Genomic DNA, 15,815 nt, shown 5'->3' with positions numbered 1-15,815 from the left:
CATTCTACGCTGCCCCGGCGTCCTCGGCCTGTGCCATGCGCACCGTCACCGCCTGGATCCGGTGCCCGGCCATGCGCTTGATCGTGAACTGGTGCCCGTCGATCTCCAGCTGCTCGCCTTCCTCGGGCAGCCGCTGGAGCTGGTGCACGATCAGCCCGCCGACCGAATTGAGGTGGTCCGGCGCGCTCAGGTCGTGTCCCAGCAGCCGCTCAAGCCGGAAGATCGAGGTCGAGCCGGCCACCAGCAGGGTGCCGTCGGCGCCACGGGTGGGGGCATCCTTGACGATATGCGGGTGTTCGTCCTCGATATCCCCGACCACCACTTCCAGCAGGTCTTCCAGGGTGAAGTAGCCCAGGATGCGGCCGTGCTCTTCCACGCACAGCGCCAGGTGGGTGGTGCCGGTGCGGAAGCGCTCCAGCACCAGCGGTACCGGGGTTTCCAGCGCGATCAGGTTGGCCGGGCGCAGCAGCGGGCGCAGGTCGTCGGTGGGATTGCCTCGAGCGATCTCGACCAGCAGGTCCTTCATGTGCAGGATGCCCAGCACTTCCTCGCCATCGCGGTCGAACCACGGGTAGCGGCTGTAGCGGCTTTCGGCGAACTCGGCCATGACGTCGGCCAGGCGCATGCCTTCGCGGAAAGAACGCATGTGGTCGCGGGAGCGCATCAGGTCGCCGGCCACCAGCTCGGGCAGTTCCAGCGCGTGACTCATCAAGGTGAGGTCCTGGTCCGGCGCGGTGCCGACCGGTTGCTGGCGACCCACGATCAGCTTGAGCTCCTCGCGCGAATAGCGGTGCGAGGTGTGCTCCACATCGCCCCAGCCGGCCAGGCGCAGCAGCGCATTGGCGCTGTTGTTGAGCAGCCAGATGGCCGGGTACATGGCCCAATAGAACAGGTACAGCGGCGCGGCCGTCCACAGCGACATCGCCTCGGGGCGACGGATCGCCATCGATTTCGGCGCCAGTTCGCCCAGCACGATGTGCAGGAACGAGATCAGGCTGAAGGCGATGATGAAGGACGTCAGGCGCGAGGCTTCCGGGGTCAGCCCCAAGGTGTCGAACAACGGCTGCAGCAGGTGTGCGAAGGCCGGCTCACCGACCCAGCCCAGGCCCAGCGAGGACAGCGTGATGCCCAGCTGGCAGGCCGACAGGTACGCATCCAGGTGCGAGTGCACGTTGAGCAGCAGCCGTCCCCGCCAGCCATGGTTCTCGGCCAGGCCGACGGCCTGGGTATGGCGCAGCTTCACCAGGGCGAACTCGGCGGCCACGAAGAAGCCGTTGAGTACCACCAGCAGCAGGGCCAGCAGCAGAAGCAGGAGATTGCCGATCATCCGCGGCCCCGCAGCGCTGCTGCATGGAGCGGAATGGCACCTGCGGTCGCCAGGGCGGCGAGGCCGGTCATCGGTGCGTGCGCGCTCGCACGCCCGGTACTACTGTCGGGATCGTCACCCATGGGGGCGGCAGTCTGTCTGAATGAAAACGAATCCCGAGTCTAGCCGATCCACCGCGTGGTTGGGTTTCAACGGTGCTTGGGAGTATCGTGATCAGAGCCGCCAGCCAGGGAATCAGGCCCGTTGCCAGCCGCAGGTTCCCTTTCATCCACGAAAGATGTGCGGAGTTGAAGCAATGAGCAAGGGTTTCAGGATTGAACACGACAGCATGGGCGAGCTGCAGGTGCCCGCCGATGCGTTGTGGGGCGCGCAGACCCAGCGCGCCGTCGATAATTTCCCGGTGTCGGGCCAGCGCATGCCGCGCGGTTTCATCCGCGCGCTCGGCCTGGTCAAGGGGGCTGCGGCCAACGTCAACGTCGAGCTGGGCCATCTGCCGCGCAACATCGGCAAGGCCATCGAGGCGGCCGCTGCCGAAGTCGCCGATGGGCGCCATGACGCGCACTTCCCGATCGACGTGTACCAGACCGGTTCGGGCACCTCCTCGAACATGAATGCCAACGAGGTCATCGCCACGCTGGCCAATCGTGCCGGCAAGGCGGGCAAGACCGCGGTGCATCCCAACGATCACGTCAACCAGGGGCAGAGCTCCAACGACGTGATCCCGACCGCGCTGCGCGTTTCGGCGCTGCTGGGCGTGCATGAGCAGCTGCTGCCTTCGCTGGTGCACCTGCGCAAGACCATCGACAAGCGTGGCCGCGCGCTGCGCAAGGTGGTCAAGACCGGCCGCACCCATCTGATGGATGCGATGCCGCTGACCTTCGAACAGGAATTCGGTGCGTGGTCGGCGCAGTTGTCCTCTGCCCAGGAGCGTATCGAAGACAGCCTCAAGCGCCTGCGTCGGCTGCCGCTGGGCGGCACCGCCATCGGCACCGGCATCAATGCCGACCCGCGTTTCGGCGCGCAGGTGGCCAGGCAGCTCAAGCAGCAGACCGGCATCAAGTTCGACAGCGCCGAGAACAAGTTTGAAGGCCTGGCCGCGCAGGACGATGCGGTTGAACTGTCCGGCCAGCTCAACGCGTTGGCGGTGGCACTGATCAAGATCGCCAACGACCTGCGCTGGATGAATGCCGGTCCGCTGGCCGGTCTGGGCGAGATCGAACTGCCGGCGCTGCAGCCGGGCAGCTCGATCATGCCGGGCAAGGTCAACCCGGTGATTCCCGAAGCCACCGTGATGGTGTGCGCCCAGGTGATCGGCCACCACACCGCGATCACCGTGGCCGGCCAGACCGGCAACTTCCAGTTGAACGTGACGCTGCCGTTGATCGCCGCGAACCTGCTCGATGGCATCAATCTGCTGGCCAACATCACCCGCCTGCTGGCCGATACTGCGATCGCCGGGCTGAAGGTGCGCGAGGATCGCGTCCGCGAGGCACTGGATCGCAATCCGATCCTGGTGACCGCGTTGAACCCGATCATCGGCTATGAGAAGGCCGCCGCGATCGCCAAGCGTGCCTACAAGGAACAGCGCCCGGTGCTGGAGGTGGCCAAGGAAGACAGCGGTCTGTCCGAGGCCGAGCTGCGCAAGCTGCTCGATCCGGCCGCGCTGACCGCCGGCGGCATCCACGCCGGTGGTGGCGGCGGCGGTTGAGCGCGCGTACTACCTGAAACGAAAAACGGGCCGAATGGCCCGTTTTTTTGTGCGTGAGCCCCGTAGCGGCCGGCGGGCCCCAGGGCAGAATCAAGGCGGAGGCCGTCGCTGCCAGGCGGCGGACGGGGGACATTTGCCCAGGGGCCTGCCGGCCGCTGCGGGGCTCAGTCAGTGGCGGTCGGCCTGCAGATTGCCGAAGGTCTCGGTGTAATCCTTGAATTCCGGAATCTTCGTGGTCAGGTCCGGCGGGATCGGCTGCATGCCATCGGGCACCTGGATCTTCACCGAGCGCTTGGCCGGGTCCGGCGGAGCATCGGTCAAGGTGTTCTGGCGCAGCACCTGCAGCTGGCCGAACATGCCCTGCAGCATCGCCTGCTGCTCTTCGTTGAGCGGGATCTCGATCTCGTCGATCTTCATGTGCCCGTTGGGCAGGATGATGATGTTCGGCGCAGGTGCGCGGCGCACGGTGACCATGCCGTCGCTGACGGTGATCTTCGGCTTGCTGCGCTCGGCGCGGTGATTGCGGTACTCCTGGTCGCAACCAGTGGCGACGAGGCAGAACAGGGCGAACAGCAACAGACTCAGCTTCTTCATGAGCAGGCAACAACGCGTGCGGCGGGAACGCAGATTGTAGTCCCCTGGCGCCGGGAAGGGCCTGCCTGCGACGCATCGTCGCAGGCAGGGGCCGCTTACTTGCCGCAGTCGTCGATGTCTTTCTGGTCCATGGTCGCGTAAGGCTGGAAGGCCGGCAGCGCGGCCGCCAGCGCCTGCTGCCGGGCCATCATCCCGGGCAGCAGGCCGCACAGCTTCTGGGCCTGGCCTTCGATCTTCCTGGCTTCCTCGTTCACCCGCGCTTCGATGCCCTGGGTGTCACCGGAGAACATGCCCTTGATCGCCTCACCGGCCGCCTTCACGCCGAGATTGGCGCCGGCCACGCCGATCTCCATGCCCGCACTGGCCAGCGACTCGACCTGCTTGCGGTAGTCCTGCAGCAGCGCACGCTGGTGGGCATCCACCGGTACCGCTTTGCCATCGATCAGCAGGTCGCCCTGGGGGCTGATCTCGGCCTTGGGAGATTTGCCATTGGAGATGGAGATGTTGCCCTGGGCAATTTCCCGGCGGGCCTTGTCGGTGGCCTCCTGCACGGTCTTGCCGATGCTGTCGGTATCCAGCGCGCTGGTGGCCGGGGCGGCGGCGCTCTGGTCGGCGGGGGCTTTGCCTTTTCCGCTGTCCGGGGCGGTACAGGCGGCGATGGGCAGGCACAACAGCAGGGCAGGCAGCAGCAGTCGAGTTGTCATGGTCCGTATCCGTTGAGGGTAAAGAGGCTTACTTGCCGCGCGGCAGTTCAACCCGGCCGCGTACATTGCTGTGGCGGATATCGCCGCTGCCACTGTTGGCCACGCGCAGGTCGCCACCGACATCACGGGCCGTCACATCGCCGGAGCCATGGCGTTCCACCGTGACGCTGCCGCCGATGTCGCGCAGCTCGGTATCGCCGGAGCCGACGGTGCCGATCCGGACGTTGCCCTTGGCCTGGCGCACGTCGGTGTCGCCGGAGCCGACCACGCCGATCTCGACATTGCCACCGACGGTATCCAGCTCGAAGTCGCCCGAACCGATGGTGCCGACCTTGGCGTCGCCGCGCACGTTGCGGGCCTTGAAATCACCCGAGCCGACCGAGAGCAGGTTCAGTGCACCGGCGCCATCGAGGATGACATCGCCCGAGCCGACTGCCGCGGTCACCAGCCCTTTGATGTTCTCCAGCTTGATATCCCCGGAGCCGACATCGGCGCTGAGCGAATGCGCACCGCTGACGCTGGCATCGCCGGAGCCGACCTTCATCTGGACCAGGAGCGTGTCCGGCACCGTGCCGCGCAGGTCCAGGTAGGCATAGCTGCTGCCGCTCATGGTGAGGCTGCGCCCTTCGCGCTGCAGGCGGACGACGAGCTTGTCGCCGACCTTCTGCTGGGTGACCGTGAGTTGGCGCAACCAGTCCGCGTTGGAGGCGCAGGCGCGCCCGCCGAGCTGGGCCGCACCGGGGCCGGCCTGCAGCACCAGGTCATGCTGGTTCACTTCGAACACCACGGCCTTGGCACCGGCCAGGTCGAGCTTGAGGTCGCGCGGTTCGTTGAACCTGCACTGCGGTTCATTGGCGAGCGCGGTCAGCGGCAGCAGCAACAGGGAAGCAACAGCGAGCGTGCGGATCATGGGTGGCTCCTCGAAGAAGGGCGGGGGATCAGATTTCGCCAGCGCGGCGGCGCAGGCGGATGGCCAGGAACAGGAACACCACGCCGGCGGCAGCCCCGATCCACAGTTCCGGCATGGCCAGGGCGGCCAGCTGGTGGCTTGGGCCCAGTTCGTTGACCAGGTTGTCCATGTTGCCGTTGCCACTGAACATGGACTCACCGCGGTAGAACTGGTCGCTGGCCGGGACCGCGCTGAGCAGCAGGCGGCCAACGATATGCTTCCAGAACCAGCCGCCGGTCAGGTCGAACAGGGTCATCACCTTGGTGGTGCTGACGATGATGCCGGCGAACAGCGGCAGCATCACCGCCCACAGGAACGGCTTGGTCTTGGCCCAGGCCGAGCACAGCAGCAACCAGCCAACGGTCGGCAGCGCCCAGAGCAGGTAGACCGGAATCCAGGACAGGTGGCCGGCGATGATGGTCAGCGGGCTGGCAGGGCCCCAGATCAGCATCATCGGATCACCGCCGTGGGCGATCACCACGATCGAGATCATCACCAGGAAACCGAGCATGGTCAGGGCCGAGGCGATCACCGCGATGATCGGGGCGATCAGCAGCGCACTCACGGCCTTGGACAGCACCGTGGCGGTATCCGACAGCGGCAGCGATTTCCAGAACAGGATGCTGCGGTCGCGGCGGTCGTCGTACAGGGCGCCCAGGCAGTAGAAGAACACCACGAAGGCGAGCACGATCAGCGGCCAGCCCGAGCTCAGGATCAGGGTCAGGTCCAGGCCATTGGCCAGGTCGTGCAGGTCCTTGGCATCGAGCTTGCTGGTCAGCAGGCTCAGGTCCAGGCCGTTGATGTTGACGCTTTCGTTGTCGATGTGGATGCCGCCGCTCTTGACCGCACGGTGCATGGCGACCAGGCCGAACACGATGCCGAGCAGGCTCATCACCAGCGAGATGCCGCCGGCGATCACCGGCGCATACAGGAAGCCGCCGCGGTTTTCCCAGTACTCACGCTTGAGCAGCCACTTGAACGCACTGGCCTTGCTGATGGGATGGTTGACGGTGTTCATGCGTAGGTTCCCTTCATGATGGCCACGAACAGATCCGCCAGCCCCGGGCTGCGGATTTCGCCCAGGGGCGTGAGCTGGGCGCGTGGCACCCCGTCGAACAGCAGCACGGTCTTGCCGAAGGGCAGGGCACGTTCGTCGATCGGCTTGAGCGCGCGTGCGGCCTCCACCGCATCGGCCGACACCAGCACTTCGGTATAGCGTTCGCCGATGTCTTCCATGTCGGTGGTCAACACGATGCGGCCATCGCGGATGAACATCACATCGGTGAGGATGTGCTCGATCTCTTCCACCTGGTGGGTGGTGACGATGATGGTTTTCTGCTCGTCGAAGTAGTCCTCCAGCAGGCGCTGGTAGAACTCCTTGCGGTACAGGATGTCCAGGCCCAGGGTCGGTTCGTCCAGCACCAGGACCTTGGCATCGATGGCCATCACCAGCGCCAGGTGCAGCTGCACGATCATGCCCTTGGACAGTTCGCGCACGCGCTGCTTGGGATGCAGTTTGGTGGAGGCCAGGAAGCGTTCGCAGCGCGCCCGGTCGAAACGCGGGTGGGTGCCGGCGACGAAATCGATGGCCTCGCGCACCTTCATCCAGCGCGGCAGCACCGCCACGTCGGCGATGAAGCACACATCGTTCATCAGGGCGTTGCGCTGTACGGTCGGGTCCAGCCCGAGTACGCGCAGCTCGCCTTCCACCGCGGTCAGGCCCAGCAGCGCCTTGAGCAGGGTGGTCTTGCCGGCGCCGTTGGGGCCGATCAGGCCGGTGATGCGGCCGGGCGCGATCGTGAAACTGGTGTTGTCCAGTGCCACAGTCTGTTTATAGGCCTTGCGCAGGCCTCGAGCGGAAATGACGACATCACTTGCAACGGCATTCATGAGGATTTCCCCTGGGGCAGCAATTCGTCGAGGTTCAGGCCCAGGCGCTGGATGCGTTCCAGGACCAGCGGCCATTCTTCATTGAGGAACCGGTCGCGCTCGCTGCTGCGCAGCTGCGTCGCCGCTTCTTCGGTCATGAACATGCCCAGGCCGCGGCGCTTCTCGACCAGGCCTTCATCAGCCAGTTCCTGGTAGGCGCGCGAAACGGTAATGGGATTGAGCTGGTACTCGGCGGCAACCTGCCGGACCGAAGGCAGGGCGTCGCCCGGCTTGATGATGCCGTCAAGCATCATGGCGATCACGCGCTCTTTCAGCTGGCGGTAGATCGGAGCACCATCGCTCCATTGAATATCGCTCATGGTCAGCTCCGTGGGTTCAGCGACTGCGCGAATGAGAAGTAAGGCATGGACAGGGAGCTGTGCAGCCGGCGGGGGGGCGTGGGGGCGCCGTCGGCGGTCCCTGCCTCGATGACGCCTGCGTCCTGCGGGCCTTCAAACACATTGGCGCTGGCAGGGCTGCCAGCGTCACCGGAGGGGATGCCGAACCAGCCAAGCAGCAGCAACGCCGAGGCGGCGGTGACGGCTTTGGCGGCGTGGTGGTGGCGCATGCGGTTCATGGGCTTCCCCTGTCTAGGTGACTGGTGTTGTATGCAACTATAACACCGGCACGCCGAAGATCAACAGGGCGAGCAACCCAACTGATGGCAGGGGGCGTATGACAGCCTCCATGGTTTCCCAAGTTATTGAATATAAAGATATATATCGGCACGTGAGCTGCCGATGCGGGCCAGCGCACATTCATTGATGTCAATGGTATGGCAAGTGGGCGCCGTATTCAGGTGATCGAATCGGTGAGGTTGGCCTGTCGGTCCACACCGCCAGACGCTGTAAAACGGCGCTGAATGCGGCGGGCAGCATCGACGGGGCCGTGCCCGGCCACGGCGCATTGCGGCGAGGCGTCCTGCCGGCGGACCAACGGCGTCCGGCGGCAAAAACACCGGTGATATAGTGCCCGCCGCCGTCCTGGCCGCCCTCGCCGGGCGCATTCAGGCCTTCGTTCTTCCCCACTCTGGAGTGTCGCGATGCATCACGTGTCTTTGTTGTCGCCCATCCGCTGCGGCCGCATTCCGCGCCGGGCGCGGTGGTCCGTGTTGTTGCTGGCGGCCGGCCTGCTGGTGGGCGCCTCGGCCCAGGCGGCCGATCTGCTGGATGTGAGCTATCGCCCGCTGGCCGGCAAGGGCGAGGTCAATCTGGCCAAGCAGTACGGCGGCAAGGTGCTGCTGGTGGTCAACACCGCCAGCAAGTGCGGATTCACCCCGCAGTACGAAGGCCTGGAAGCGCTGCAGCGAAAGTACGCCGCGCGTGGTTTCTCGGTGCTGGGCTTCCCGTCCAATGACTTCAAGGGCCAGGAGCCGGGTGACGAAGCCCAGATCCAGGAGTTCTGCACGCTGACCTATGGCGTCAAGTTCCCGATGTTCCAGAAGGTGGTCGTCACCGGGCCGGAGGCGACGCCGTTGTATCGCAGCCTGGCCACGGCCACGGGCGTGTCGCCCGGCTGGAACTTCCACAAGTATCTGATCAGCCGCGATGGCCGGGTGGTGGCGCAGTTCCCGAGCAAGGTCACGCCGGACGACCCGAAACTGGTCGCGGCGATCGAACGTGAACTGTCTGTCACGGCCAACAAGCACTGACGATATCGACATCTCGGACGCGCGTGCGACAATGGTTGCTTTCGCGCCGACGTCGGCGTCCAGTCACTTCCAGGAATGCAGCGAATGAAGATGGGAATGCGCGGCGCCGCGGCGTCGGTTCTGATTCTGGCGATGGGTGCCACCGGTACCGCGATGTCGCAACAACCAGCCGCCCGCGCGGCTGTCAAGGAGACTTCCACTTTGAATACCCAACGCGAAAAGCTGGGCTACGCCATCGGTATCGATGTCGCCAATTCGTTCGGTCCGATCTCCAGCGAGATCGACCTGGCCGCCCTGCGCCGCGGCGTGACGAATGCCTTTGAAGGCAAGCAGCCGCTGATCAGCCAGGAAGAGGCCCAGAAGACCGACGCCGCCCTGCGCCAGGCCGTGATGGCCAAGAGCGGCCAGCCGGTTCCGGGCGTTGCCCCGGGCACCGCGCCGCCGAAGGTGGACCGCGAGAAGGTTGGCCTGATGCTGGGCAGCTTCGCCGTGGGCCCGTCGCTGGCGCCGCTGAAGGACGATCTGGACCTGGACGCGCTGTTCGATGCGGTCAGCACCACCTTCAACAACGGCACCCCGAAGATGACCGCCGAGCAGGCCAAGGCCACGCTGGAAGGCTTCATGAAGGGCAAGCAGGCTGAGATGGACGCCAAGTCCGCCGCCCAGGCCGGTACCAACCGCGTGGAAGGCAACAACTTCCTGGCCAAGAACAAGACCGTGCCGGGCGTGGTGACCACCGCCTCGGGCCTGCAGTACCAGGTGCTGCGTCCGGGTTCGGGCGAGCGTCCGATGCCGACCAGCAAGGTGCGCGTGAACTACGAAGGCAAGCTGCTCGACGGCACCGTGTTCGACAGCAGCTACCAGCGCGGCCAGCCGATCGAGTTCGGCCTCGACCAGGTGATCAAGGGCTGGTCCGAAGGCGTGTCGCTGATGCCGACCGGCTCCAAGTACCGCTTCTGGATTCCGGGCGAGCTGGCCTATGGCGAGCAGGGCACCCCGGGTGGTCCGATCGGTCCGAACGCGACGCTGACGTTTGACGTCGAGCTGCTGAACGTTCTGCCGTAACGGATCTGGAGCCCCACCGCCCATGCGCGTTGCGATATTCGGTACCGGCTATGTCGGTCTTGTCACGGGTACCTGCCTGGCCGAGGTTGGCCATCAGGTGATCTGTGTCGACATCGACCAGGCCAAGGTCGACGGGCTCAACAACGGGATCATCCCGATCTATGAGCCCGGCCTGGAGCCGATGGTCAAGGCCAACCACGCTGCGTCGCGGTTGGTCTTCACCTCCGACGCCGCCACCGCGATCGCGCATGGCCAGGTGATCTTCATTGCCGTGGGCACGCCACCGGACGAGGACGGCAGTGCCGACCTGCAGTACGTGCTGGCCGTGGCCCGCACCATCGGCCGGCACATCACCGCGCCGGTGGTGGTGGTGAACAAATCGACCGTGCCGGTAGGCACGGCCGACAACGTCCGTGAGGCCATCGCCGAGGCGCTGGCCGAGCGCGGCGTGGAGATCGCGTTCGACGTGGTCTCCAATCCCGAATTCCTCAAGGAAGGTGACGCGGTCGCCGACTGCATGCGGCCGGACCGCATCGTGGTGGGCGCGTCCAATCCCGACTCGGTCGCGCTGATGCGCCGCCTGTATGCGCCGTTCAACCGCAACCACGACCGCGTGGTGGAGATGGAGGTGCGCTCGGCCGAGCTCACCAAGTACGCGGCCAATGCGATGCTGGCGACCAAGATTTCGTTCATGAACGAAATCGCCAACATCGCCGAGAAGGTCGGTGCCGACATCGAGCAGGTCCGACAGGGCATCGGCTCGGATCCGCGCATCGGCTGGCACTTCATCTATCCCGGCGCCGGTTACGGCGGCTCGTGCTTCCCCAAGGATGTGCAGGCGCTGGCCCGGACCGCCCAGCAGTACGGCCATGAGCCCAAGCTGTTGAACGCGGTGGAAGCCGTCAACGAACATCAGAAGGGCCATCTGTACGCGCTGATCCAGCGCCACTACGACCGTGGCGAGGATGAAGGCGTGCGCGGCAAGACCTTCGCGGTGTGGGGCCTGGCCTTCAAGCCGAACACCGATGACATGCGCGAAGCCTCCAGCCGCCGCCTGCTGGCGCAGCTGTGGGAAGCCGGTGCACGGGTGCGCGCCTATGATCCGGAAGCGACCGACGAAGCGCGCCGCATCTTCGGTGAGCGCGATGACCTGGTGTTCTGCGACGATGCCTATGACGCCCTCGACGGCGCCGATGCGCTGGTCGTGGTCACCGAATGGAAGCAGTTCCGCAGTCCGGATTTCATCCGCCTGCGTGAGATGCTCAGCGATGCGGTCGTGTTCGACGGCCGCAATCTGTACGACCCGCAGGAAATCGAAGCCGCGGGCCTGGCTTACTACGGCATTGGCCGGGGACGTTCGTTGAATGCATGAGTCCACACCCTCCGAGCGCGAACAGGCACTGGAAGCACGCCTGATCGAGCTGGAAATGCGCGTCTCCTTCCAGGAGCAGGCGCTGGCCGAACTGAGCGAGGCCCTGGCCGATGCGCGCATGGAAGGCAATCGCAATGCCGACCTGACCCGCATCCTGCTTGAAGACCTCGGCAAGGTCCGCACCGCGCTGTATTCCGATTCGGCCGAAGAGCCGCCGCCTCCGCATTACTGATCTGACGTCATGAGCGATACTCTCCGCGACCAGCTGCTGGGCCTTGGCTTCAAAGCCGCGCCCAAACCCGAACGAACCAACGACCGCAAGCCGGACCGTCGGCCCGATGCGCGCCGCGATGGCCGACCGGCCGGCAAGCCGCAGGGCGCACGCCCGGCCGGCAAGCCCGGCGAGGGCCAGCGGCCCGCGCGAGACGGTGATCGCCGTCCACCGGGCAAGGGCCGTCCTGCCGGCGCCCGCGCCCCTCAGGGCGCGCCTGGCAAGCCGCGCTCGCGCGAGGATATCGATCTCGCCAAGGCGTACGCGATCCGTGCGCAGAAGGAAAAAGACGACCGCATCGAGGCTGAGCGCCTGAAGCAGGAAGAGGCGCGTATCCGCCGCGAGGCCAAGGCCAAGCTGGAGGTCCTGCTGGAAGGCAAGTCCCTCAACGCCGAAGCAGCCGACATCGCGCGCCATTTCCCCTATGGCGGCAAGATCAAGCGCATCTATGTGACGGCCGACCAGCTCAAGGCCCTCAATGCCGGCGAGCTCGGTGTGCTGCAGCAGAACGGCCGCTACGTGCTGGTTACCGCCGCCGTGCTGGCCGAGGCCGAAGCGGTGTTCGCACCGTCGGTGGCGCTGAAGGTCGATCCGGATGCACCGGCTGGCGAAGATCCGTACGCCGATCCGCAGTACCAGGTGCCGGACGACCTGGTCTGGTAAGCCGACGCCACCATTGTTGAATGCACTGGGCGCCGGCAGGCGCCCGTTGCATGTCAGGAGCAGGGCCATGCAGGAACGCAGTCCCGGGTATTTCCCACACATCGATGGCCTGCGTGCGATCGCAGTGCTGGCGGTCATCCTCTACCACCTCAAGGCCAGCTGGTTGCCCGGCGGCTTCACCGGCGTGGACGTGTTTTTCGTCATCTCCGGCTTCGTGGTCAGTGCCTCGGTGGATCGCCTGCCGGCGGTGGGCGGCTGGGCCGGGCTGGCCCGTTTCTATGCGCGCCGCATGCGCCGCATCGCCCCGGCGCTGGTGGTCTGCCTGCTGTTCACGGCAATGCTCAGTGCGCTGCTGATTCCCGAATCGTGGCTCAGCGAAACCAGCGACAAGACCGGGCGCATGGCCTTCGTCGGGCTGAGTAACTGGGTGCTGGCCAGTACCGGCAACGATTACTTCTCACCGCGCACCGAATTCAACCCGTACACGCACACCTGGTCGTTGGGCGTGGAAGAGCAGTTCTACCTGCTGTTCCCGCTGTTGTTCCTGGCCTGGGCCAAAGGCCCGCGCGGGCGCTGGGTGTCGCTGGGGCTGTTCGGCGTGGCGGTCGCGGCATCACTGGGGTATGCGGTGTTCCGTGCGCGCCAGGGCGGCCATGAGATCGATGCGTTCTATCTGACCACCACGCGGTTCTGGCAGCTGGGCGCTGGCGTGCTGCTGTTCCAGGTGTTGTCGCTCAGCGGCCGGTTCACGCCGCTGACGGCATCGCCGCGCGGCATCAGCTGGCGCTCGCCGCTGCTGCTGCTCAGCGTTGGCGCACTGGGCTATGGGCTGTGGTCCGCGCGTCCGGGCCATTCGCCCTGGATCGACGGGCTTTGGCCGGTGCTGGGCACGCTGGGCCTGCTTGGTCTGCTGCAGCGCGCGCCAGGGGGCTGGATCGGCCGCGCGCTGGCGACCACGCCGATGGTGACGATCGGCCGCCTGTCCTATTCGCTGTACCTGTGGCACTGGCCGGTTTTCGTGCTGTTCCGCTGGACGGTGGGCCTTGAGACGGTGGCCACCGGCGCGGCCGCACTGCTGTGCGTGGCGCTGCTGTCCTGGCTGTCCTGGCGCTGGGTGGAACAGCCCCTGCGGCATGGCGGACGCTGGCGCATCAGCAACGCACGCTGGGTCGCGGTCGGGGTGGCCGTGCTGGTGCTTGGCGCCGGGCTGCAGACGGCGTTGGTCAAGACCCAGCAGTACACCTCGCTCAGCGTGGTCAGCCGCGCTCCGCTGGACTGGTATCCCTATGCCAAGGGGCTCAAGAAGGAGATCCCGGACTGCCGCGTGCGGGTCAGCAACGTGCCGGTGCAGGGCGGGCAGGCACGCCTGTACGAGCGCGGCCAGTGCCCTGGACGCGCCGCCTCCACGCGCCAGCTGTTCGTGGCCGGTGACTCGCATGCGCTGGCCTACCACGAGATGTTGCAGCGCCTGGCCGTGCTGGATGGCGCAACGATCCGGCTGTACGGAAGCGGGGGCTGCGCGCTGGTCGGGTTGCGTGCCTGGCAGGGCCCCAATCCGGCGTGTGATGCGTATGTGCGCAACGTGCTGGAGGATATCCAGGCCCGTGCGCAGCCGGGCGATGTGGTGTTGCTGGCCGGGCTGCGGCTGCCGCGTCTGTCCGAGCAGTACACCGTGTTCGATATCGCGCAGGTGCGTGCCGAGCATCTGAGCGAGGCGGCCGATGCCGGTCGCAGGGCCGAGGTCGCGTCCTGGATTGCTCAGCTCACCCCGCTGGCCGGGCGCGGCGTGCACATCGTGCTGGAAGCGCCCAAGCCGGTACTGCCCGCGCCGCCGTACCGCTGCTCGGATGTGTTCAACCGGCACAACCCGATCTGCGTCAATGGCATGACTGTGCAGCGCAGCGAGATCGAGCAGCTGCGTGCGCCGGTGCTGGCCGTCCTGCAGCAGGTGGCGGATGCGCTGCCGGGGGCGTCGATCTGGGATCCGATGCCGCTGCTGTGCCCCGGCGAGCAGTGCCTGCCGACCCGCGAGGGCAAGCCGCTGTTCTTCGATGGCGATCATCTCAGCGGCTATGGCAATCGCCTGCTGCTGCCTGATTTCCAGGCCCAGCTGAAGCGCCTGGAGGCGACGGCGCCGGCCGCCGCCCCCTGAATCCCATCGCCCGCGATCAGTCGCGGGCAGCCGTGCCTGCTTCGGCCTCGATCGGGCCGGCGACCTGCTGGCCCGCCTGCCAGACCGCATCGATCCGGCGGCTGTTGCGGATGTCCTGAAGCGGGTTGGCCCCCAGAACCAGCAGATCCGCACGGCGTCCGACCGCGATCCGCCCGCGATCGTCCAGGCCAAGCAGGCGTGCGGCGTCGGCGGTGGCTACCTGCAACGCCTGCGCCGGGGTGAAACCGGCCTGGGTCATCAGCTCCAGCTCGCGATGCTCGGCGACGCCGATCACGCGCTGCGGCATCGCGCCGGCATCGGTACCGAAGCCGATGTTCACGCCGGCCTCGTGCAGCGTTCTCAGGTTACGCAGGTTCATGGCCACCGCTGCGCGTGCCTTGGGGATGCCATCGCCCGCCAGCTGCGCCTTCTGCCACTGTGGTTGCTGCCAGCGCTCACGCACGGCTGCCGGCAGGGCGTTGGCCACGAACGGCTGCTGCAGCCACTGCGGGTTCTCTGCGTATAGATAATTCGCCTCGTCGATGTTGACCGTCGGGATGTACCACACGCCCTTGTCGCGCATCGCGCTGACCAGCGCCGGGGCGACCGGCGTATCGCGGATGCCGTGCGCGATGATGTCCACGCCGGCCTCGACCAGATCCGCTGCCGGCGCCTGGTCGTGGATGTGCGCGGCCACCTTGAGCTGGTGCCGGTGCGCCTCATCGATCGCCGCGCGGTAGATCGGCGGCGCCATCATCGGGAAGCGGCCACCGAGGTCGTCCACCCACAGCTTGATCACGTCCACCCCGGCCTGCTGCTGCGCGCGGACCGCGGCGCGGGCCTGGTCGGGCGTGGTCGGGCGTGAGACGGGATCGTGCTCGAGCCCCATCGTTTTGGCCGGCGGGGCGCCTGCGGCCGCGCCGATGCCGCCACCGGCGCCGTACAGCTGCGCACCGAGCGTGGGTTGGTCACGGACTTCGGCGCGGATCGTGGTGAACGCAGCGCCGTTCATGCCCAGCGCGGTCACTGTGGTGATGCCGTAGCGCTGGAACTGCTGCAGGTCGCGGAGCACGTGATCACGGGTGTAGAAGCGGTCGCCATGCTCCAGGCCGTCGGTATTGCCGACGTGGATGTGGTTGCTGACCAGGCCGGGCAGGATCACCTTGCCCTGGTAGTCGATGCGCTTGGCACCCTTGGCCAGTGCGGGCGGTGGTGGGCCGATGTGCGCGATGCGCTCATCGCGCAGGGTCAGCGTGGTGATGCCCAGGTCGCGTTCGCCGTCGAACACGCGGGCGTTGTCGAGAATGATCGGGGGGGCCGCGTTCGCGGTGGCGCAGGCCGCCACGAGGGCGGTGAACAGGGTCGGCAGGCGAAGGGAACGTCGCATGGGGACTCCGGGGTTGGGGAGTCCCGAGCGTACCGGCACCAAC

The 15,815-nt window shown here is 66.6% G+C and carries 16 protein-coding genes; 7 read left to right on the top strand and 9 right to left on the bottom strand.

Translation table 11 applies throughout. The annotated features are described in order from the left end of the window. Positions 1-4: 4 nt before the first annotated feature. A complete protein-coding gene (locus OC373_RS02390) occupies positions 5-1,327 on the bottom strand; it encodes a hemolysin family protein (RefSeq protein ID WP_070425481.1) in 1,323 nt (440 codons plus the stop codon). Between the two features lie 295 nt (positions 1,328-1,622). On the opposite strand from OC373_RS02390, the gene OC373_RS02385 reads away from it, so the two are divergent. Then, the gene (locus tag OC373_RS02385) at positions 1,623-3,035 is read left to right on the top strand and encodes a class II fumarate hydratase (protein WP_046273902.1); all 1,413 of its coding nucleotides are present in this window, start codon (positions 1,623-1,625) and stop codon (positions 3,033-3,035) included. Positions 3,036-3,203: 168 nt separating this feature from the next. Here the strand turns inward: OC373_RS02385 and OC373_RS02380 are convergent, their stop codons facing one another. From OC373_RS02380 to OC373_RS02350, 7 genes are all read right to left on the bottom strand, one after another. Next, positions 3,204-3,629: a hypothetical protein gene (locus OC373_RS02380; protein WP_046273903.1), complete on the bottom strand. Its 426-nt coding sequence runs from the start codon at positions 3,627-3,629 to the stop codon at positions 3,204-3,206. Positions 3,630-3,724: 95 nt separating this feature from the next. Next, entirely contained in the window at positions 3,725-4,333 is a 609-nt protein-coding gene (locus OC373_RS02375) for a DUF2884 family protein (protein ID WP_019185939.1), read from the bottom strand. Between the two features lie 28 nt (positions 4,334-4,361). Next, positions 4,362-5,243, bottom strand: coding sequence for a DUF4097 family beta strand repeat-containing protein (locus tag OC373_RS02370; RefSeq protein WP_070425480.1), 882 nt, complete (start codon positions 5,241-5,243; stop codon positions 4,362-4,364). A 28-nt stretch (positions 5,244-5,271) separates the two neighbouring features. Next, entirely contained in the window at positions 5,272-6,300 is a 1,029-nt protein-coding gene (locus tag OC373_RS02365) for a hypothetical protein (RefSeq protein WP_019185941.1), read from the bottom strand. Beyond that, entirely contained in the window at positions 6,297-7,172 is an 876-nt protein-coding gene (locus tag OC373_RS02360; RefSeq protein WP_070425479.1) for an ABC transporter ATP-binding protein, read from the bottom strand. Before OC373_RS02360 ends, OC373_RS02365 begins: the two co-directional genes overlap by 4 nt. After that, positions 7,169-7,531, bottom strand: a complete 363-nt coding sequence (locus OC373_RS02355; protein WP_019185943.1) for a GntR family transcriptional regulator — start codon at positions 7,529-7,531, stop codon at positions 7,169-7,171. Before OC373_RS02355 ends, OC373_RS02360 begins: the two co-directional genes overlap by 4 nt. Positions 7,532-7,533: 2 nt before the next feature. Beyond that, positions 7,534-7,788, bottom strand: coding sequence for a hypothetical protein (locus tag OC373_RS02350; protein WP_026070209.1), 255 nt, complete (start codon positions 7,786-7,788; stop codon positions 7,534-7,536). 465 nt (positions 7,789-8,253) lie between these two features. On the opposite strand from OC373_RS02350, the gene OC373_RS02345 reads away from it, so the two are divergent. The 6 genes from OC373_RS02345 to OC373_RS02320 all read left to right on the top strand — a co-directional run bounded on the left by OC373_RS02345 (position 8,254) and on the right by OC373_RS02320 (position 14,385). Continuing rightward, positions 8,254-8,862: a glutathione peroxidase gene (locus OC373_RS02345; RefSeq protein WP_070425478.1), complete on the top strand. Its 609-nt coding sequence runs from the start codon at positions 8,254-8,256 to the stop codon at positions 8,860-8,862. A gap of 84 nt (positions 8,863-8,946) precedes the next feature. Beyond that, positions 8,947-9,927: an FKBP-type peptidyl-prolyl cis-trans isomerase gene (locus OC373_RS02340; protein WP_019185946.1), complete on the top strand. Its 981-nt coding sequence runs from the start codon at positions 8,947-8,949 to the stop codon at positions 9,925-9,927. Positions 9,928-9,949: 22 nt separating this feature from the next. Then, a complete protein-coding gene (locus tag OC373_RS02335) occupies positions 9,950-11,299 on the top strand; it encodes a UDP-glucose/GDP-mannose dehydrogenase family protein (protein WP_261996973.1) in 1,350 nt (449 codons plus the stop codon). After that, positions 11,292-11,531, top strand: coding sequence for a SlyX family protein (locus tag OC373_RS02330; RefSeq protein WP_019185948.1), 240 nt, complete (start codon positions 11,292-11,294; stop codon positions 11,529-11,531). The genes OC373_RS02335 and OC373_RS02330 overlap by 8 nt, the downstream gene beginning before the upstream one ends. 9 nt (positions 11,532-11,540) lie before the next feature. Next, positions 11,541-12,233, top strand: a complete 693-nt coding sequence (locus OC373_RS02325) for a DUF2058 family protein (protein ID WP_261996972.1) — start codon at positions 11,541-11,543, stop codon at positions 12,231-12,233. 67 nt (positions 12,234-12,300) lie between these two features. Beyond that, positions 12,301-14,385, top strand: coding sequence for an acyltransferase family protein (locus OC373_RS02320; RefSeq protein ID WP_261996971.1), 2,085 nt, complete (start codon positions 12,301-12,303; stop codon positions 14,383-14,385). 16 nt (positions 14,386-14,401) lie between these two features. Here the strand turns inward: OC373_RS02320 and OC373_RS02315 are convergent, their stop codons facing one another. Continuing rightward, positions 14,402-15,772, bottom strand: a complete 1,371-nt coding sequence (locus tag OC373_RS02315; protein WP_261996970.1) for an amidohydrolase family protein — start codon at positions 15,770-15,772, stop codon at positions 14,402-14,404. Between the last annotated feature and the right edge of the window lie 43 nt (positions 15,773-15,815).

This window comes from Stenotrophomonas sp. Ste96, from assembly GCF_024519495.1.
GTDB lineage: Bacteria > Pseudomonadota > Gammaproteobacteria > Xanthomonadales > Xanthomonadaceae > Stenotrophomonas > Stenotrophomonas bentonitica_A.
The sequence above is the reverse complement of the archived record's forward strand: the minus strand, read 5'-3'. Positions and strand labels throughout refer to the sequence as shown.